Origin of the sequence: Clostridium sp. (assembly GCF_036569345.1) — a bacterium.
Taxonomy (GTDB): domain Bacteria; phylum Bacillota; class Clostridia; order Clostridiales; family Clostridiaceae; genus Clostridium_AD.
Genome location: NZ_DATCQT010000172.1, coordinates 59,489 through 79,616 on the forward strand (window position 1 = coordinate 59,489; position 20,128 = coordinate 79,616).

General features: G+C 31.5%; 15 protein-coding genes. All 15 read right to left on the reverse strand.

Features of this window, described 5'->3' with window-relative positions:
- Window positions 1–55: 55 nt before the first annotated feature.
- Entirely contained in the window at window positions 56–1,144 is a 1,089-nt protein-coding gene (locus VIM70_RS17550) for a dipeptide epimerase (RefSeq protein ID WP_331947076.1), read from the reverse strand.
- A 311-nt stretch (window positions 1,145–1,455) separates the two neighbouring features.
- Window positions 1,456–2,847 carry a dipeptidase PepV gene (gene pepV / locus VIM70_RS17555; protein ID WP_331947077.1) on the reverse strand — a complete coding sequence of 464 codons (1,392 nt, stop codon included), beginning with the start codon at window positions 2,845–2,847 and terminating at the stop codon, window positions 1,456–1,458.
- A gap of 292 nt (window positions 2,848–3,139) precedes the next feature.
- Window positions 3,140–3,580, reverse strand: coding sequence for a PqqD family protein (locus tag VIM70_RS17560; RefSeq protein WP_331947078.1), 441 nt, complete (start codon window positions 3,578–3,580; stop codon window positions 3,140–3,142).
- Between the two features lie 65 nt (window positions 3,581–3,645).
- Window positions 3,646–5,592 (reverse strand): OPT family oligopeptide transporter, encoded by a 1,947-nt coding sequence (locus tag VIM70_RS17565; RefSeq protein ID WP_331947079.1) that lies wholly within the window; start codon window positions 5,590–5,592, stop codon window positions 3,646–3,648.
- 507 nt (window positions 5,593–6,099) lie between these two features.
- Complete coding sequence (lepB, locus tag VIM70_RS17570; protein ID WP_331947080.1) at window positions 6,100–6,615, reverse strand: signal peptidase I; 516 nt, start codon at window positions 6,613–6,615, stop codon at window positions 6,100–6,102.
- 169 nt (window positions 6,616–6,784) lie between these two features.
- Window positions 6,785–7,522: a hypothetical protein gene (locus VIM70_RS17575; RefSeq protein WP_331947081.1), complete on the reverse strand. Its 738-nt coding sequence runs from the start codon at window positions 7,520–7,522 to the stop codon at window positions 6,785–6,787.
- A 237-nt stretch (window positions 7,523–7,759) separates the two neighbouring features.
- Window positions 7,760–8,632 (reverse strand): MFS transporter, encoded by an 873-nt coding sequence (locus VIM70_RS17580; RefSeq protein ID WP_331947082.1) that lies wholly within the window; start codon window positions 8,630–8,632, stop codon window positions 7,760–7,762.
- Between the two features lie 69 nt (window positions 8,633–8,701).
- On the reverse strand, window positions 8,702–9,214 hold the full coding sequence (locus VIM70_RS17585) for a DUF3189 family protein (RefSeq protein WP_331947083.1): 513 nt from the start codon (window positions 9,212–9,214) through the stop codon (window positions 8,702–8,704).
- 116 nt (window positions 9,215–9,330) lie between these two features.
- Window positions 9,331–10,086: a phosphoesterase gene (locus VIM70_RS17590; RefSeq protein WP_331947084.1), complete on the reverse strand. Its 756-nt coding sequence runs from the start codon at window positions 10,084–10,086 to the stop codon at window positions 9,331–9,333.
- A 371-nt stretch (window positions 10,087–10,457) separates the two neighbouring features.
- Entirely contained in the window at window positions 10,458–11,870 is a 1,413-nt protein-coding gene (gene rlmD / locus VIM70_RS17595) for a 23S rRNA (uracil(1939)-C(5))-methyltransferase RlmD (RefSeq protein ID WP_331947085.1), read from the reverse strand.
- A gap of 185 nt (window positions 11,871–12,055) precedes the next feature.
- Window positions 12,056–12,439, reverse strand: a complete 384-nt coding sequence (locus tag VIM70_RS17600; RefSeq protein ID WP_331947086.1) for a DUF1540 domain-containing protein — start codon at window positions 12,437–12,439, stop codon at window positions 12,056–12,058.
- Window positions 12,440–12,844: 405 nt separating this feature from the next.
- The gene (gene pyk / locus VIM70_RS17605; RefSeq protein WP_331947087.1) at window positions 12,845–14,605 is read right to left on the reverse strand and encodes a pyruvate kinase; all 1,761 of its coding nucleotides are present in this window, start codon (window positions 14,603–14,605) and stop codon (window positions 12,845–12,847) included.
- Window positions 14,606–14,746: 141 nt separating this feature from the next.
- Entirely contained in the window at window positions 14,747–15,706 is a 960-nt protein-coding gene (gene pfkA, locus VIM70_RS17610) for a 6-phosphofructokinase (RefSeq protein WP_331947088.1), read from the reverse strand.
- Between the two features lie 359 nt (window positions 15,707–16,065).
- Window positions 16,066–19,647: a DNA polymerase III subunit alpha gene (locus VIM70_RS17615; protein WP_331947089.1), complete on the reverse strand. Its 3,582-nt coding sequence runs from the start codon at window positions 19,645–19,647 to the stop codon at window positions 16,066–16,068.
- A gap of 52 nt (window positions 19,648–19,699) precedes the next feature.
- Window positions 19,700–19,984 (reverse strand): Dabb family protein, encoded by a 285-nt coding sequence (locus VIM70_RS17620; protein ID WP_331947090.1) that lies wholly within the window; start codon window positions 19,982–19,984, stop codon window positions 19,700–19,702.
- Window positions 19,985–20,128: the final 144 nt, after the last annotated feature.

Consider the following 20,128-nt stretch of genomic DNA (forward strand, 5'->3'; position numbering starts at 1 on the left):
ATAGATAACAAGTAAACACCCTACTTATTCATTTACAAATGATTACATTTTGTATTTAAAAAATCTCATACCACCCAATGATGTCTGTTATACCAAGACCTGGAGAATCATTAACTGTTATCCTATTACCTGTTATACTTGCCCCACCAATTACTATTTCCTCTTCAAACGACAACATAGTATCTAGGTCTGCTTTAACCAAATTGGATTTTGATGCTGCAAAACTAGTGGCCGCTGTTATTCCTATCCTACTCTCTAGCATACATCCCATCATACATCTTATACCCATATTTTCTGCCATATTATATATTTTTATTGCATTGTTAATGCCTCCGCACTTCATAAGCTTTATGCTTATAAGGTCAGCAGCTCTTTTTTCGATTATTTTAAAAGCATCTGATGGTCCAAATACTGCTTCATCAGCAAGGATTTTTGTTTCAACGTTATCTGTAACATATTTTAGTCCATCTATATCCCAGGCATTTACTGGTTGTTCTACAAACTCAATTTCCAAATCCATATCTTCAAATTTTCTAATGATTCTTACAGCTTCCTTTGGTCTCCACCCTTGGTTAGCATCCACCCTTATTTTTGTTCCCTTTCTAACTGCTTTTCTTACTGCCTTTACTCTCTCTATATCAAGATCAACATTATTTCCTACTTTTACTTTTAAATAAGTATAACCATCCATTACAGCTTCTAAAGATTTTCTAACCATTTGTTCCACTGTATCATTTGCTATTGTAAGATCCGTAGTTAATGAAGTTTTATATCCACCCAAAAACTTATAAAGTGGTATAGAATATTTTTTGCAAAGTAAATCATAAATAGCAATATCAATAGCAGCTTTCGCACTATTATTTCCATGAATAGAATTATGAATTACCTTCATAATTTCCTCAAGATTATCAATGTCTAGTCCTATAATTTCAGGTTTAATGTAATTTATCGCTCCAATAATTGAATTCTCTGTTTCCCCGGTTATAAAAGGTGTTGGAGCTGCACTACCAAATCCTACCTCACCTGTATCTGTAATCATTTTTATTACTATTTCATCGGAAAATGTAAGGACTCTCTTTCCTACTTTATATGGATGTTTCAAAGGAGTATTAATTTTACCCATTTTAATATCTAGTATCTTCATAATTATCCCCCACTAAAAATTTAATATTTTTATAGTGTATATCGTTTTTAACCTATTTATACAATGTTAAGTAAATAATTTATACTTCAAAACTTTATTATACATCTATATCCACTTTAATTCTATTGCTTTTATACAAATCCATAACTAATAAGTTTAATAAAATTTAACTCATTTAAAACACTAAGACATACATCTTGGTTTTTAAGATGTATGTCTTAGACTAATGTTGTTTGCTTATGTCTATATATACTACATATATTATTTATATGTAGACATGCGCCTTTTTTTTAGGTGTATGTCTACATGTATTATTTTGCTAATTCATACAATGCATGAGCATATATTTTAGCATTCTTAATTAAATTATCTATTGTAATATATTCATTTTTTTTATGGATAGTATCTGGTTCTCCTGGAAACATTGGTCCAAAAGCTACAGTGTTAGGCATTTCTTTAGCATAAGTGCCTCCACCTATAGATACTAATTTAGCTTCTTCTCCAGTTTGCTTTGTATAAACCTTTTGAAGTGCTTTAATAATTGGATTATCTGGTGAAAAATATAATGGTTCTTGATGAACAAATTTTTCTACTCTTATTCCAGTTCCATTTATTCTATTATTAAATGGATTCATCATATCTTCTAATTTATTTGTTACAGGATATCTTAAATTCAGTATTAATGTAGCAGAATTTTTATCCATATTTACAACCCCAACGTTAAATGATAATTTTCCTGAAATTTCATCTTCAAGACAAACACCAAAAGACTCTCCATGTGTTTCCATCCCTATATTTTTATTTAAAAAATTTACGAATTCTGAAACATCGTTTGTACCAAGGTCAATAGTTCCAAGGAAAGCAAATAATTGCATTATTGCATTTTGACCAAGTTCAGGTAAACTTCCGTGAGCTGCTTCACCTATAGATTTAATTACTACTAAATTTATATTAACAACTGCTGAAAGCTTGTAATTGTTATTTTTCACAAAAATATCCAATGCTTTAACAATACTTTGTGCATTAGTAGATATAATACCTGCTTCACAAAAATCTGGTACTATATTAGATACTTGACCACCTTTGATATATTTTATACGATTTTCACCCTTGCTTTCGCTATTAAAATCTTTTACGATGTTGAAAATAGTTATACCTTTTTCTCCATTGATTATTGGATAGTCCGCATCTGGTGTAAACCCAGCAACTGGTGCTTTTTCATTTTCTAAGTAATGTTCAAGTTCCTTGCTTCCTGTTTCTTCATTAGTTCCAAATAAAACCCTTATTCTTTTAGAAAGAGGCAAATTTGCTTCTTTTATTGCTTTTAATCCAAACAATGTTGCCATTATTGGCCCTTTATCATCTGTAGTCCCACGTCCGTACATTTTTCCATCATGAATTTCGCCTCCATAAGGTGGGTATATCCATCCATCCCCTTCAGGAACTACATCTAAGTGACCTAATGCTAAAACATAATCTTCACCCTGTCCATATTCTGCATACCCTACGTAACCATCTAAATTAACTGTACGAAAACCTAAATCTTTTGCAGTGCTTAAGGCATATTCCAATGATTTACCTACACCTGTGCCAAAAGGCATCCCAGGTTTTGGTTCACTCTCTACGCTTTTAATTTTTACAATTTCTTGAGTAGACTTAATAATGTCCTCTTTCATAGTATCAATCAATCTATTTAATTCCATATTCTTTTCCCTCCATTTATAATTCACTCCAGTGTTAACTAACTAAAGTGGTTTTATTAAGATATGATATATTATGTGATTTATCTTTGTTTTTTTTATTAAGCAATATATTTCACGTACAAAATAAGTTAAGAGCCAAAATGGCTCTTAACTTATATTTTTTTAATTATTATTTCTTTAATTAAATAATATATACCATATTTAATTATAACATTAAACAATAGTTTTATCTACTTTTGCAATAAACATGTAGATTAATTTTCATTCTCAATATCTTTTAAGTTTGTACTTTCTAATCATTTTTCTTGGTATCGATTTTCTTATTAATTTCCATAACTTTTCCGCCTTCTTGATCACCTCTATCAAAAGCAATCCACCCACGCCTATTTAAGTATCTAACATACATTATTAATCTTTCAAATACAGGCTTACAACTAGGACCAAACTTCTCTTCAATTTTATTTCCTATATCATTCACTGTTGCCTTGCCATCAATTAGTAACCACACCGTAGATCCAAGTTCATCTAAAGCCATATCACTAACATTAGGCTTTCGCACAAGCCATCTCACAAATTTTTCTATAATTTTATCATGGTTGAAAATTAAATATACTTTACCTTCTCTTATTTCCCAAGTCTCATGCTTCTTTTTAGGAACATACAATAAAAAGTTATCTTGTTTAAAATTTTCTTTTTTCTTATGCTTTTTATTTTTCATATGTCCATTTTGCATTTAATCACCTACAAATTATAAAGAGCCTTATTTAAAAGGCTCTTTAATTATTTTTTATTCATTAATCAAATCTTTTGAGTTACTTTTGTAATATATCTATAGACCCATGTCGCAAATAAAAGCATTACTATCGCTGCAGTCCAAGGACTACCTGTAACTGATGGTAATATCTTAGCTCCAAAGCCAATGTCTATTTTAGCTATAGCAAATACTGCTATAACAATACCTATAAGTGCATCTCCTGCAACAAGACCTGATGCTAGAAGAACTCCTTTTTCAGTTTGAATTTTTAATTGTTCACTGCCTGATCCAACTTTATCTTTCTTGAATTTTGTGTTAACCATAGCTCTTAGAATACCACCAATGAGAACTCCACTACTTAAATAAATTGGTAGATATAAACCAAGTGCAAATGGCAAAACAGGAATATTCATTAATTCACACATAATGCCAAATGTAGCACCAACAAGAACTAAGGCCCATGGAAGTTGAGATGTCATAATGCCCTTTACAACCATAGACATAATTGTAGCCTGTGGCGCTGGAATTGCTTTAGATCCTAAACCATAAGCAGAATTCAGCATCATGATAACTCCACCAACAACAGCTGCTGATGCAACAGTTGCAAGTAACATGGCAAGTTCTACTCTCTTAGGAGTACCACCAATAATGAATGTAGTTTTTAAACTCTGTGCTGCTCCACCAGCGATTGCTGTAGCAACACAAACAACTGCACCAACAGTTATAGCAGCTATCATTCCTGTATTTCCTGTATGCCCTGTTGCTTTTAATACCGATGTTACAAATAATAATGTAGCTATTGTCATTCCTGATATTGGGTTATTGGATGTTCCAATAAGTCCAACAAGCCTTGCAGAAACCACAGCAAAGAAGAATGAGAATATAACTGCCATTAAAGCTCCAACTAATCCAACATTAACTCCTGGTACTATTGGATAAAGCCAAGTCATAAAGAACACAAATACTACTGCTCCTATAACCCATGACATTGGAGTATCAATTTCAGTTCTTTTAAGCCCACCTTTATTTAAATCAACTCCACTTAATGCTGATTTAAAGGATTTAACTATAGTTGGCATAGCTTTAATTATACTTATAAATCCACCTGCTGCAACTGCACCAGCGCCAACGTATCTTATATATTTACTCCAAATTGTTGCAGCATCCATTTGTGAAATTAAAACTGTAGATGGGAAAAGTGGTACAGTAAGTCCAGCCCCAACATATTTTAACAATGGTATTAGACCAAACCATGCAACTAGCCCACCTGCAAACATGTACATGGAAATTTGAATTCCAACTATGAAACCAACACCAAGAAGTGATGCCATTACATCTGCTCCAAAGAATGTACTTTGAAATGATTTAATTGTCCATGATGGCTCTTCCATCCAAAACATAAACCCGCCAGATAGAAGTTTATAAGCTCCACCTGCGGAAAGCCCAGTAAGCATTGTTTTTAACCCCGTTCCACCTGCACTTGAACTAACAAGAACTTCTGACGCAGCCATGCCTTCTGGGTAAACTAGATTACCATGTTCTTCAACTACAAGGTATTTCCTTAGTGGAGTTACAAAAAATATACCTAATAATCCACCTAATAATGAAATAATGACAATTGATAATAATGATAATTTGCTTCCAAGCAGTATTACTGCTGGAACAATAAATATAAGTCCGCCAGCTAATGATTCCCCCATTGAAGCCATAGAAGCAATCATGTTAGTTTCTAGAATGTTATTTCTTTTGAAAATACCTTTTAAAAGACCTGTTGCGATAATTGCTGCTGGAATACCCGCTGCAATTGTCATACCCACCTTTAATCCAAGATAAGTATTTGCTGCGCCAAATATAACTGCCACTACAATACCTAATAATATAGAGACAACAGTTAATTCCGGCATAGCCTGACTTAGTGGAACGTAAGGTACATAATCTTCACCTTTTATTCCACCATAAGCATTAGAATGAAGTTTTTTTTCTTCCGCCATGATATATCCTCCTCTTAATTGTAAATATTTTTTATAAATATCCTTTTTAAGTACAATTTGTCAATTCAATTTATTAGTGCAATTTATAATAGCATAGGTTTTAAAAATAGCTAAATATGAAAATTCGCCATTTTTCATCAACCCTTAATGTTATACCGCTTTATCCTCAAATATCTACAAAATACTCTTTTTTTCATAATTAAATGCTATTTTTCGAGATGTTTTTGACATTATAATATGATTTTTGACTAGATACAAATTACCTTATTCATTTTTCTAATATTTTGTTAATATAAGTATATATTGTCTCATAAAGACACAAAAAATACAGATAGTTTTTTTACAAATATATCATTAGGGTATGTAAAGCTTTACTGTGTTTTTCTAAAGATAAAACTCCCTTAAATAAAGTAAGACTATAAATAATTACTAAGTTATATTATAAAATCAAATTGAAAAAAATGAAAATAGCAGAATATAAACTTGCATTTATACTCTGCTATTTTTCTATTTTAATTTTCCAAATCTACTAAAAGGACTAATAATAATTCTTGCCTTACCCATTATATCTTTTGCCGGTATATAAGGTTTTTTCCAATATCTCGCATCTAAGGAATCTGCTCTATTATCTCCCATGAAAAAATAACTACCTACTGGCACATTAAATGTCCCTGTTTTTCCACCCGGATAAACAATATAACTTTCATCTATTTTTTTATTGTTTATGTACACAGATCCATCTTGTTTAACTTCTACTTTATCATTTGGTAATCCAATAAGTCTTTTTATTAAATCTTCCCCTAATTCGTCGGAATGAAATACTATGATGTCACCACGTTTAAGATTGTTTTTGTTATGAACTCTTGTTACTAAAATTTTATCATTTAGGTTTATAGTTGGTAACATAGATCCAGTTGGAACAGTGACATTAAAGAAAATAACCTTGTTTATGATAAACGCTATTGCAATGGCTGCAATTATAGGCAATATCCAATCTTGAAATATTTTTTTCATTAAAACCATGATTATCCCCTCTCTAATTTAATACATTAACATTTTATCACAATACTTATGATATATCAGTATAAACAAATTATTAAATGTTAACAATCAATAAATTTTAAAAATCTTTAATATATAAATTTTGGTATCTATAGTTCCAGTTTATTATTAATTTTAAGATATAATGATATTATTGTATATGTTGTGTACTAACCGAATAAAACGGATTCCTTCGAATGGCGCTTGCATACAGAAACGGATACTCATCTTTTAAATAAATAACATAACTGATCCACTCTATAACCATTGCCTTGTATGCCCGTAACATATCCTCAGATATATGGTCAATTTCAGCTTTGGAAAGTCTTTTTAAATCTCCTCTGGTTTTGAGTTCATCGGCAACGTGAAACACAGCCCATAACATATCCGTGAAGGACTCATGCTCAAGTAAATTTTGATTCTCCAAAAGATCCAATAGAAATCCTCTGTTTTTATCCATTATAGAGGCCAGTTCCTCCAACTTGTTAGGATCGGCATAGAAACGGTATTCAAAGTCACCGAGAGCTTTCTTCACAATGCTCCCTTTGTTATCTATAAATTTTTCAATTTTTATGATTTCGCATGCTTCAGTGTGATTTTGATTGAAATGCGACATTGCCATCATGATGTTCACCCCCGCATCCACAAAAAATGTGCTAATAACAACATTGATTTTTTTGACCTTCTTGCGTTTTTCCTGAATCTTTAAAAATCCATCGATTACCAAGGTTGCAATAAGGGCTTGAACTGGCACAAATGCCATATCCTGAAAAATGTAAAATACTGTTTGCGAAGGTTCGCGAAAAATTGCATTTTGAATAAGGTAAATGATAGCCGAAGATCCCGTCAATATAATAGCAAGAAATACATTGTCTCTTAACTTACCCATACATCCTCCAATAAATATTATTTTTTTTTAATTTAAGTTCAATTTCTTTATTTATATATATTACTAAATAGTAATATTGTCAAGTTTTTTTTAGCAAAGGATATGATCTCCCAAATCTCCATACCTAATGCAAAATACGCTTATAATAGAGCTCACGCAAATCAAAAATCCCCTCAGAATATCATCTGAGGGAAACATTTTTAATACTTGTTATTCTGTTAAAACATTTTATAATTACTAATCCTGCTCAGCATTTACCACTTTACCTACTATAATATCCTCCTCACTCTTCTTTTCCTCATTAAAGAAAACTTTAAATGTCACCCATGCTAGCAATGTTGCTCCTGCAGCAAACCATGTTGGAAGATTAATATTAACTGCGGTTACGAATCCAGCAATGATAGGTGGCAATGCCTGTGCTAAAGCTGAAATAGATTGGTTAATTCCTAGAATTTCACCTTGTTTTTCACTATCAACTAAATTAGAAATAATAGCTGTTCCATTAGGTTGGTTAAGCCCTTGAAATATTGCTATAAATGGAACTATTAAATATAACCATACCCGTTGATGTGGTATTAATAAAAACGGAAAACTTATTGCTAATAGAACTATTGAGTAGCTAAGTATTTTAGCAGGCGTAAACTTTTTTGAAAGTGGTCTCAAAACTGCACCTTGTGCAATAGCTATCCAAAGCCCCATGTAAGCAAAAAAATCACCAACTTGAGATTGAGTAAATTTAAATTTTCCGTACAGGAATACTTGGAAAAACTGTGTAAAAAAATTAAATCCTACTGTTAATAAAAAAACCACTAAAAACATAACCCGTAAATCCTTAAATGTGAAGGCTTTTTTGATATTTGAGAAACCTGTAAATAAATTTACTTTAACAACTCTTTTAATTACTAAAGTCTCAGGAAAATTAAAAATTACTAAAACCACATTAATAGTTGCTAGCAAAATAGTTAGATAAAATGGTGTTGCATAAGTGAACCAGCTGACTATAGTAGAATCAGAAAGTTTTCCACCAATATATGGTCCTATAATAAACCCTAGACCAAAAGCCATTCCAATTAAGCCAAAGTTTCTGGATTTTGTTTCTTTTGTGCTCACATCATTTACGTTTTGAGGTAAAAATTCACATCAGCTTTTAGTTGATGTAACCCGTATAATACTTAAAAATCATTTTTTCTTAAATTCCTTATTATCTAAGATAATAACCCCTGACTTAACTTCCTTTGCTACCTTCTTTGTGTTATTTACAAGTTTTATAACGTCCTTGTATGATTGTTTTGCTCCCTTTACAAGCAAGGGCACTCCTATAAAATCAATTTTTAGCCACCTAGAAAATAATCCACCAAAGGTCATTGGTAATGGAACAGTTGGCGACGTATTGGAAAATATAATTTTCTCATTTAATAGATTTTGTTTATGAAGCATAGAAGCTAAATTATATAATCCTGGAATTAAAACCTTTGAACGTCCCCTACCTACAACATAGACTTTGTTGCCATCTTCATCATTTCCATAATAAAAAAGTTCTCCACAATTTCCATATTCCAACTTATTAAAGTTAGGTAATTCCAATATTTCATCCTTAGTCGGTTCTCTGGTTTCATCCAGTATTTTTAAGTGATAAGCAATTGCTAAAATAGATGAGTGGGTTCCTCCATAACAGTTATATATGTATATCATTTAAATCACCTGATTTCTTATTTTTTACTTTGTTTTAATAATTGTAGTGTATGCATTAAACATTGATATTAAACATTTTTTGAACACGCTTTCTCTATCCGTTACCATTACCAAACCTAATCTCTTAATAATTTCATTGATCTATGTGCACTTCCATCAGCATTAACAATATCATCATCTGTAAGGCCTGACTCAACTGCAATATTATAAGCTTTACCAAAATCCCCTACATCCTCCGATTTGTGTGCGTCACTTCCCAATGAAAATTTAACACCCATCTTCTTTAACTTTTTTATTGTTTCAATATCCATATTCCTATGACTTCTGTTAATTTCCAAAGCAGTATTTCTTTCAACAGCAACCTTTCCAATTTCGATAATATCTGGATTAACATGCTCTAAAGGATGATTCAATATTGTAATTTCATATTTTTTAATAGCATTAATTGCAGCTTCTGTATAATCCCTCAATAAAAATGGATTTTGTACTGCTCCAGGATGATAACCCGCACAAATTATGTCCAGGTAATCAATTATTTCATCTTTAATATCTATATCCCCTTTTTTAGTAATAATATTACATTCTACGCCAAGAAGAATCTTAAAGTCATTCTCTTTCAATAATGAACTCTTATTAAGATCATCAATTAATTTACGTAATTTTTCATATTGATTTAGTTTCATCCCGAAGGTAATATGTTTATAACCATGGTCTGTTATGGCAATTTCTTTTAAGCCTCTTTTTATTCCAGTTTTAACATTTGATTCAATACTTCCTTTTGCATGTTCTCCCATAATAATATTAAGTAAGGGAATGTGTCCCTTTGCAATATTAGTATGAGTATGATAGTCCGCAATAATCTTAAAACTCATTTTATCCCCTCCATGGTTTAATATCTTTTAATTAGCCGTTTCATTATCAAATTAAACTTCTTTTATCCACATATGTAAATTCCCATGTTTATCATCCAGTTTTATTTTGCCCATATTACTGGTCTTAACTCATACTTTGTGTGATTATTATAAAACACTTATTAACGTTAAAGAGGCTACACTCCTTTAAAATAGCTTAAAATGAGTGTAGCCTCTTTATGTTGAATAAAATTATTAGAAAGTTGCTAATAATATAGGAAGTAATAAATAAGGAAGTGTTAGCGTGAATGAACATTTAATTATAATCTTTAGATCAATTGCCACCCAAAAATAATTAAGGGTGGCATATAGACATCGCTTGTCAAACCTAGTTATTTCAACGTTAATTTACACACGCACTCCACGTGTGCCGTTTGAGGAAACATATCTACTGGCTGAATCTCTAAAGTTTTATATCCAAGTTCATCTAAAATTCCTAAGTCGCGAGCTAAAGTACCTGGATCACAAGAAACATAAACTATAGTTTTAGGCTTCATGCTACTTATAGCCTCTAGAAGTGATTTTTCACAACCTTTTCTTGGTGGATCAACTACAACTACATCGGCCTTTACTCCCTTGCAAATAAGCTCTGGAATCACTTTTTCTGCATCCCCAACTATAAATTCTGTATTTTTAACCTTATTCTCTTTTGCATTTATTATAGCATTTTCAATGGCTTCTGATACTATCTCCACACCATATACTTTTTTAGCCTTTTGTGATAGAAATAATGATATAGTCCCTGTACCACAATAAACATCCAACACCACTTCTCCACCGCTTAAATTTGCATACTCTAATGCTTTACTATACAATCTTTCTGTTTGAATTGAATTAACTTGAAAAAATGATAGTGGAGAAACCTCAAATTTAAATTCTCCTATGTAATCAGTTATAGTATCTTTTCCCCATAGTGTTACACAAATTGGTCCGAGGATTACATTTGTTTTTTCACTATTTATATTTTGCACTACACTGACAAGACCTTTAATTTTTTTACTAATTAAGGCTATAAATTCTTCTTTAAAAGGAAGTTCTCTGACCTTTGTAACTAATACCACCATTACTTCCCCTGTTTTAATTCCTTTTCTAATCATAATATGCCTTAGAGTGCCATGGTGACTTTCCTCATTATAAGATTCAATATTAAACTCTTTTATCCATAACCTTGTTAGCTTTACCACAATATCTGCTACTTTGTCTTGAATATAGCAAGTTTCCATATTAATTATGTCATGACTTCTTGCTGCATAAAAACCAATACTCACTTGTCCATCAATATTACTAACAGGCAATTGAACCTTATTTCTATAATTATAAGGAGACTCCATTCCTATTGAAGGGTGCACTATAACGTTATCTAATTTCCCTATTCTATTTATAGCCTGTATTACTCTATTATTTTTAAAATCTAATTGGGAATCATAGTCTATATGTTGAATATTGCAGCCTCCACAGTTCTTATAAATATTGCAAACAGGCTCTACCCTATTCATAGATTTCTCAATTATCTCTAGCAACTTCCCGAAAGCAAAATTTTTACGCACTTTAACAATCTTTACCATAACCTTTTCGCCTACAATTGCTCCAGCTACAAAAACGGTAAAATTATCTACCTTACCTACCCCTTCTCCCTCATATCCCATGTTATCTATAGTCATTATATAATCCACATTTTTTTCAACAGGAATAATATAACTTTTAGCTTTTATTTTATTTTCCATAATATTTCTTTTGCTTTTCATAATTTATCCTCCTAACCATCTATCTATAACCATTTCTTTATATAAGGCACATGAAAATAAATACCAAGCAAAAATGCTAGTATATTTATTTCCATGTGCCTAACTAATTGTAAGAAAAATTTATTTTAAAGTTAATTAGTAATTCTTAAATATTTAAGATTGCAATATTTTCTTTTTCTAAAAAATTATTCTTCTTCGAAGGTTTCACATTGTGTTTTTTCAATATTTATAGATTTCTTTTCATTACTTGAAACATCTATGCCATTAACCAAAATATTTTTTGCTGTACATAACTTTTCTTCATTATGTTTACAATTAATAGCTTTACATCTAATTCTTGGGCTCATCTCTATAGAATCATTATCAAATACTTGTTTAATTTCACCAACTACATTCATATTAAGTACATTAGTTAATGAATTCTTTAATCCTTTTTCATCAAATGTCTCGCATTGTGTTTCCTCACTTTTATGAGCACTTACTCCAGAAATATTGATAGTACTGGCCGAGCATATTCCCGACATATTATTAACGCAAATTGTTGCGCTACAACTTAAAATTCCCCTCATGTTTAACCCTCCGCTCATTTAATTTTAATTATAGTTCTTAGCTTTTAATTTTAACTTAGTTATTAACTATAATTCGTAGCTTTTAGCTTTATTATACTATAGAAAAGAAAAATAAGTAAACTATATCTCAATCTATTGTTTCAAAATGTTCATGTAAATGATTAATGCATAATAGATTTTAACAAAACTTAATCTTTCTAAAATCTATTTTTTTATAAAATGCATAAAAAAAAAGCACCATATAGATGCTAATAAAGAATCAGTTGCCAAACTGTTTTGCTTGTACTTATAATTATAGCCATAATTATCTTGATTATACACGTATTTATTCAGCATATCAACTTTTTTTAAAATAATGAAAGATTGCCAATTATCTGACAATCTCACTAACTTTTGTTGGTTAATTTAGTATTTTATATTAGCCCTACCACTAACCACTATACCTCTAGCTGCATCCATTGTGATAAATGAACCAGTTTTAATAATTTCCGATGCTCCTGTTGCATTATATATTATTGGAATTTCTCTTGCTGTACATTCAAGAACAACACTTGAACTTAATTCATCTTCTTCCACAATAATTCCCGATACTCTATCAAGTATATCAATATATTCTCTATTCAATGTCTTCATTACTAAAATATCTCCATCTCGCATAGTGTCATTAGCTTCTTTTGCACTTGTTACATAATAAGCTGTTCCACAAGCTGATGCACTTATGTTGCCCTTACCTTGAAGTAATATATCACCAACAATATGAACTTTCATCATATTTGTACTTCCTACAAAATTTGCTGGAATTCCAGCAGCAATTACCACCAAATCTCCTTTTTCTACATAACCTGATTCTAAGGCAATAGTTACAGACTTATCTATAAGTTCATCTGTAGACTCTACTTTATCTGCACATACTGATACTACGCCCCAGTTTAATGCTAAACTTCTAGCTACCTTTTCATAAGGAGTAACGGCTATAACTGGGCATTCTGGTCTATAAGCTGAAACTTTTCTAGCTGTACTACCACTTTGAGTTGCAGTAATAATAGCTGAAGCATTTAGTTCCATAGCAGTATTGCATGTAGCTAAACTAATAGCATTTGGTACATTAGGAATATGAGATTTTCTTTTCTTGTTTAAATTTTCCTCATAATTAAGAGCATTTTCAGCCGTTTGTGCTATTTTAGACATTATAGTTACTGCTTCTATAGGATATTTCCCACTAGCAGTTTCACCACTTAACATTATAGCATCTGTACCATCAAATATTGCATTTGCAACATCTGAGGATTCCGCTCTAGTTGGTCTTGGGTTTCTCATCATAGAATCTAACATTTGAGTTGCAGTTATAACTGCCTTTCCAGCAGCATTACATTTCTCAATAATCATTTTTTGTACTATTGGAACTTCTTCAGTAGGAATTTCTACTCCTAGATCTCCTCTTGCAACCATAATACAATCAGAGAATTTAATAATATCATCGATATTATTAACCCCTTCTCTATTTTCAATTTTAGATATTATTTGTATTTTTCCTCCACCATTTTCGTTAAGTACTTGTCTTATATCAAGAACATCTGATGCTTTTCGTATGAAAGAGGCTGCAACAAAATCAACATCCATCTCAGCTCCAAATTTTAAATCCTCAACATCTCTTTCTGTAAGAGCAGGTAGATTTATTGAAACCCCAGGAACATTAACTCCTTTATGATTACCTATCATACCACTATTTGCAACAATACATTGTATTTTTTTTCCTTTTACTTCTTGTACCCTAAGTCCCACTAATCCATCATCTATTAATATAATATCATTAGGTTTAACATCCTCAAATAATTTATTATAAGTTACTGAGCAAATAGTATCATCTCCAATAACTTCTTCACCACAAACAACAGTAAATTCTGCGCCTTCCTTTAGTTCAACTTTGCCAGTTGCAAAATTTCCAGTTCTTATTTCTGGTCCCTTAGTATCTAGTATTATAGCTATATGTTTATTAAGTTCCAATCGTAGCTCTTTTACTAAGTCCATTCTTATCTTATGTTCTGCGTGATCTCCATGAGAAAAATTATGTCTTGAAGCATCCATTCCTGCATTAATTAAACTTTTTATGGTTTCACTATTATCACTAGCAGGTCCTACAGTACAGATAATTTTAGTTTTTTTCATTAATTAATCCCCTATCGTAAAATTATTTTGTGTTTGGTTTATTGTTAAATAATATTAAATTATTAGATGATGTATCACCCAAAGTGATACATTGTCTAAAGTGATACATTGTCTAAAGTAGTAACAGCACATAAATGATTTTTAGTAAGAAAGAATTTTTGAAATGTGATAAAGTCTTTCATTAAATTTTCTTGGTATTTCTAGCGCTTCATTGATGTCTTCATCAATGATTTTACCATCTCTCATTCCAATTACTCTTCCTGATTTGCCTTCTATTAGCACTTCTACAGCTGCCACTCCCATTCTTGAAGCAAGCATTCTGTCAAAGGCACTTGGACTTCCACCTCTTTGAATATGTCCGAGTATTGTGGCTCTTGATTCAATTCCTGTTATTTCTTCAACTTGCTTCGCAAGTTCATTTGCTCCACCTACACCTTCAGCAAGGATTATTAGATTATGCATTTTACCTCTGAGCTTTCCCTCAAATATAGTTTTGCATAAAGCATCTATTTCATACCCTTTTTCAGGAATAATCACTTCTTCAGCCCCTCCACCAATACCAGCATATAAGGCTATATCTCCACAATTTCTTCCCATTACTTCAACTATACTAATTCTTTCATGAGAACTTGAAGTATCTCTTATTTTATTTATAGCATCAAGCACCGTATTAAGTGCTGTATCAAACCCTATAGAATATTCACTATAAGGCAGATCATTATCTATAGTTCCAGGTATACCAACAGTTGCAATACCCATTTCTGATAAAAGTTGTGCTCCCTTGAAAGAACCATCTCCTCCAATTACTACCAACCCATCAATTCCAAATACTCTTAGTACATTAACTGCCTTTTTTCTTCCAGCTTCAGTTTTAAATTCTTCACAACGGGAAGTTCTAAGTATAGTTCCACCTCTATGAATTATATCAGAAACAGAGTGTCTATCCATATCAAAAATCTCACCGCTTATAAGTCCACTATATCCTCTTTTTATGCCCATAACTCTTATGCCTTTATATATAGCCATTCTAACTACAGATCTAATGGCTGCATTCATTCCTGGTGCATCTCCACCACTTGTTAATACCGCTATTGTTTTCATAAACATTCCTCCTTATAGTTATCTTTGGAATACTACAATTTTTAGTTGTGATCTCCTTGTACCATAGTGGGACAAGTTTGCCCCACTATGGTCGTAATAAATCCATGTATAATAAATATATTGTCTAAAACACCTCTATACTCTAATATTATACAAAATTCTTTAAACATTCAACACATTATATAAATAAATAATATTTTTTTAATAAATATATTAATATTAAGGTCTTGTAAACCTTTTATAGAATAATACCCAGGTAAAAGATGTATATTCCATTATTGTAACCTATGGCAACTATCTTTACCTATGGTATCTACTCTTTCTATTATAACCACTTCTACTATTATAACCTAAAAACTTTATTGTATTTTTATATTTGTTTCACCAAACATTTTTCTTAAAACTTCCATAACATCTATTTCTTCACTTAGCCATGACCCTTTATCTACAGCGTACATTTTTCTTGGCTCTTTTGTACAAATATATACAGGGGTGTTTCCTCTGTATATAGCTAAATTTTGTTTTAATTTTTTTAATGTTTCCTTGATCATACTATCATTTTCTACTAATATATAAATTTTTTCACTGTTAATTTTTAAAAGTGGCTTAATATCTTCACATAATATCTTTGGTTGTTCTTCTTCCCTAATGCTAACTCTACCTTTTATTATTACTATTTCATCCTCTTCTATTAAAGGCTTAAATTTTTCAAAAGTCTTTGGAAAAACTATCACTTCAACGCTTGCGTATAAGTCTTCTAGATTAATAAAAGCCATCATATCATTATTTTTTGTAACTTTTCTACTCACAGATGATATTATGCCTCCGATAATAACTTTATCACCATCTTGAAGTTTAAAGCTTTCACTCAGCATTTCATTGCCTTCTTCAAGGCTTTCATCCACCACAATATCAGATATTCTTGTATTAGTTTGTATTTTAAGTGTCTCTTCATATTCGTCTAGAGGATGCCCAGATAAATATATTCCTGTCATTTCTTTTTCCATAGCTAAAAGATGTTTCTTTTTAAATTCTTTAATATTGGGATACTCTATTTCAAAATTATTATAATCATTGTCAAAATCTAAAAATAAATTTATTTGCCCTTGAATATTTCTCTTTCTATCATTATTTACTCCATCTAATACCTTCTCATAAATTGCTAGTAATTGGGATCTATGAATTTTAAAATCATCAAAAGCCCCTGCCTTAATAAGACTTTCTACTGCTCTTTTGCTTACACATGATGTATCTATTTTATTGCAAAAGTCCATGAAACCAGTAAAATTGCCTTTTTCTTCTCGATTACGTACAATGCTCTCTATTACATTTGCCCCTACATTTTTTAATGCTGTAAGACCAAATCTTATAGTATCCCCTTTTACAGTAAACTCTGCAAAACTTTCATTTATACTAGGTGGTAACACTCCAATATTTATTTGAACAGCATACCGAGTATAAAAAGCTATTTTCTCACTATTTCCCTTTACACTGTTGAGCATAGCTGCTATAAATTCTGTAGGATAATAACACATTAAATATGCAGTTTCGTACCCTACAACAGCATATGCAGCTGCATGAGATTTATTAAAAGCATAAGACGCAAAATCCATCATTTGATCAAATATGCGGTTTGCTGCCTCCGACCTAATCCCATGTCTAAGGCATCCCTCAACTTCTATTTTTCCATTTGCGTCCACTATTCCATGGATGAAGTTATATCTTTCCTCTTCCATAACCTTGTGTTTCTTTTTAGACATAGCACGACGTACGAGGTCTGATCTACCCATGGAATATCCAGCAAGTTTCCTTACAATTTCCATAACTTGCTCTTGATATACCATTACACCATACGTAACACCAAGGATTTCCTCTAATTGCGGAGTTTCGTATTCCACCTTATCCATGCTATTCTTATTTCTTATATAACGTGGAATTTCAGCCATTGGACCCGGCCTGTACAAACTTATACCGGCAATAATATCCTCTAAATTATCAGGCTTTAATTCCTTCATAAAGCTAGTCATTCCTGCAGATTCAAGTTGAAATATCCCTACAGTCTTTCCTTCACCAATCATCTTATATACCTTATGGTCTTCAATGTCTAAATCATCTAAATCTATAGACACATTTCTATTGGCTTTTACAAAATCTACACAATCTCTCATTACCGTTAGTGTTCTAAGCCCAAGAAAATCCATTTTTAAAAGGCCAAGTTCTTCCAATGTACCCATAGGAAATTGCGTTACTATCATTTCATCGTTTTTCTGAAGAGGAACATAACTTACTAGAGGTTTTGACGCTATAACAACGCCTGCTGCGTGAGTGGAACTGTGTCTTGGAAGTCCTTCTAATGCTTTTGCTATATTTATAAGAGCTTCCACCCGAATATCATCTTCATATAAAGCATTAAGTTCTGAATTCATTTCAAGGGCCTTATCTATAGTTATATTAAGCACAGATGGTATCATTTTAGCGATTCTATCTACTTCTGCGTAAGAATAGTTCATAGCTCTTCCTACATCTCTTATACAAGCTCTAGGTGCCATTGTTCCAAATGTTATAATTTGCGATACATTATCAGATCCATACTTTTCAACTACATAGTCAATTACAAGTTGTCGTCCCTCGTAACAAAAATCCGAATCAATATCTGGCATTGATACCCTCTCAGGGTTCAAAAATCTTTCAAAAATCAAATTATATTTAATGGGGTCTATCTTTGTTATATCTAGGGTATAAGCAACTATTGAACCTGCCGCAGAACCCCTACCTGGACCAGTTGGAATTTCATGTTCTACTGCAAACTTCATAAAATCCCATACAATAAGGAAATAATCTATATACCCCATTTGTTTTATTATGTTAAGTTCATATTCAAGCCTATCCACATATATCTTTGCCTCTGAATTCTCATGAGCTATTTCATTTATATTTTCTATAGAAAAACCCCTATCAATTACATCACTAAATACCTTATACCGAGGTGCCATACCCTTATAGCAGTTTTCTCTAAGAAATTCATACGGGTCTACTCCAGTGGGCAATGGAAATTTGGGGAGCTTTGATACATGAAATTCATAGTCAAAGTTGCATTCCTCTGCAATTTTGACTGTATTGCTTAAAGCCTCTGGAACATAAGCAAAAGTCTTTTCCATTTCCTCAGGAGATTTTAAATAAAATTGATCTGACGGGTATCTCATTCTATTTTCTTCATCAACAGTTTTAGCTGTTTGAATGCATAAAAGCACATCATGAGCCTTAGAATCTTCTTGATTTATATAGTGAGTATCGTTAGTACAAATTAGTGGAATTTCGGTATCCTTTGACAACTTAACTAAAAGTTCATTTACCTTAAACTGGTCTTGCATACCATGATATTGTAATTCTAAATAGAAACCGTCTTTAAATATATCCCTATATTTTAAAGCTATAACCTTTGCCTTCTCATAATTATTTTGCAATAAAAGACTTTGAATCTCACCACCAAGACATGCACTACTCGCAATTATTCCCTCGCTATGCTTTGATAAGAATTCATAATCAACCCTTGGTTTATAATAAAAGCCCTTAATAGAAGCTTCCGAAACTATTTTCATCAAGTTTTCATATCCCAATGTATTCTTAACCAAAAGTACTAAATGGTGAGTCGCATTTTCCCTATCTGCTTCTTTTATATTCATAGATTTAGCTGCAACATATATTTCGCAACCAATAATAGGTTTAATACCCTGCTCTTTTGCTTGTTTATAAAATTCCACGCACCCATACATCACTCCATGGTCTGTTATCGCTATGCTCTTCATTCCTAGCTCTTTGGTTTTAGCTATAAGCTCTTTAATCTTTCCCGAACCATCAAGTAAGCTATACTCTGTATGTACATGAAGATGAACAAAACTTCCTAAGTCCTCTTTCTCTTTTTTCTCTAGTTCCTTAATCACTTTTTCACTTCCCATCAAACCATATAATTAATTCATCCTGAAGTTTTAATTTTTAACTACAATAATCAACGGTAATAGACGACTCTAGCATAGGTTTTAAATATTTTAATACTTCATTTACATGATACTCACTTACTGCATATGTATTTAAATCCTCTAAAGTATCAAACTTTGTAATAAGAGCCAAATCATACGACCTCTGCGAATGCATAATGTCCACTCCTACCTCAAGCCCTTTTAGTTGCGGTATTTTGCCCTCCATATTAAGTAAAAGATTTTTAGCCTCACTCACTTGTTCCTTATTATTAAACTTGAAAAACACTATGTGTGTAAACATTACTTAACCTCCTTGTATAATCTAGTTATAAGTTTGATAAGAAACCACTCATAAATATAACGAATAATTTCTTTACTTATCCTAGTTAACGTTCACTTTATTTTTATTCACTTCATACTTTTATTCATATCTTTAACTCTGGTT

Coding starts and splice junctions, on each gene's coding strand:
- VIM70_RS17550 (WP_331947076.1), bottom strand. CDS start 1,144: ATGAAGATACTAGATATTAAAATGGGTAAAATTAATACTCCTTTGAAA.
- pepV (WP_331947077.1), bottom strand. CDS start 2,847: ATGGAATTAAATAGATTGATTGATACTATGAAAGAGGACATTATTAAG.
- VIM70_RS17560 (WP_331947078.1), bottom strand. CDS start 3,580: ATGCAAAATGGACATATGAAAAATAAAAAGCATAAGAAAAAAGAAAAT.
- VIM70_RS17565 (WP_331947079.1), bottom strand. CDS start 5,592: ATGGCGGAAGAAAAAAAACTTCATTCTAATGCTTATGGTGGAATAAAA.
- lepB (WP_331947080.1), bottom strand. CDS start 6,615: ATGGTTTTAATGAAAAAAATATTTCAAGATTGGATATTGCCTATAATT.
- VIM70_RS17575 (WP_331947081.1), bottom strand. CDS start 7,522: ATGGGTAAGTTAAGAGACAATGTATTTCTTGCTATTATATTGACGGGA.
- VIM70_RS17585 (WP_331947083.1), bottom strand. CDS start 9,214: ATGATATACATATATAACTGTTATGGAGGAACCCACTCATCTATTTTA.
- VIM70_RS17590 (WP_331947084.1), bottom strand. CDS start 10,086: ATGAGTTTTAAGATTATTGCGGACTATCATACTCATACTAATATTGCA.
- rlmD (WP_331947085.1), bottom strand. CDS start 11,870: ATGAAAAGCAAAAGAAATATTATGGAAAATAAAATAAAAGCTAAAAGT.
- VIM70_RS17600 (WP_331947086.1), bottom strand. CDS start 12,439: ATGAGGGGAATTTTAAGTTGTAGCGCAACAATTTGCGTTAATAATATG.
- pyk (WP_331947087.1), bottom strand. CDS start 14,605: ATGAAAAAAACTAAAATTATCTGTACTGTAGGACCTGCTAGTGATAAT.
- pfkA (WP_331947088.1), bottom strand. CDS start 15,706: ATGAAAACAATAGCGGTATTAACAAGTGGTGGAGATGCACCAGGAATG.
- VIM70_RS17620 (WP_331947090.1), bottom strand. CDS start 19,984: ATGTTTACACACATAGTGTTTTTCAAGTTTAATAATAAGGAACAAGTG.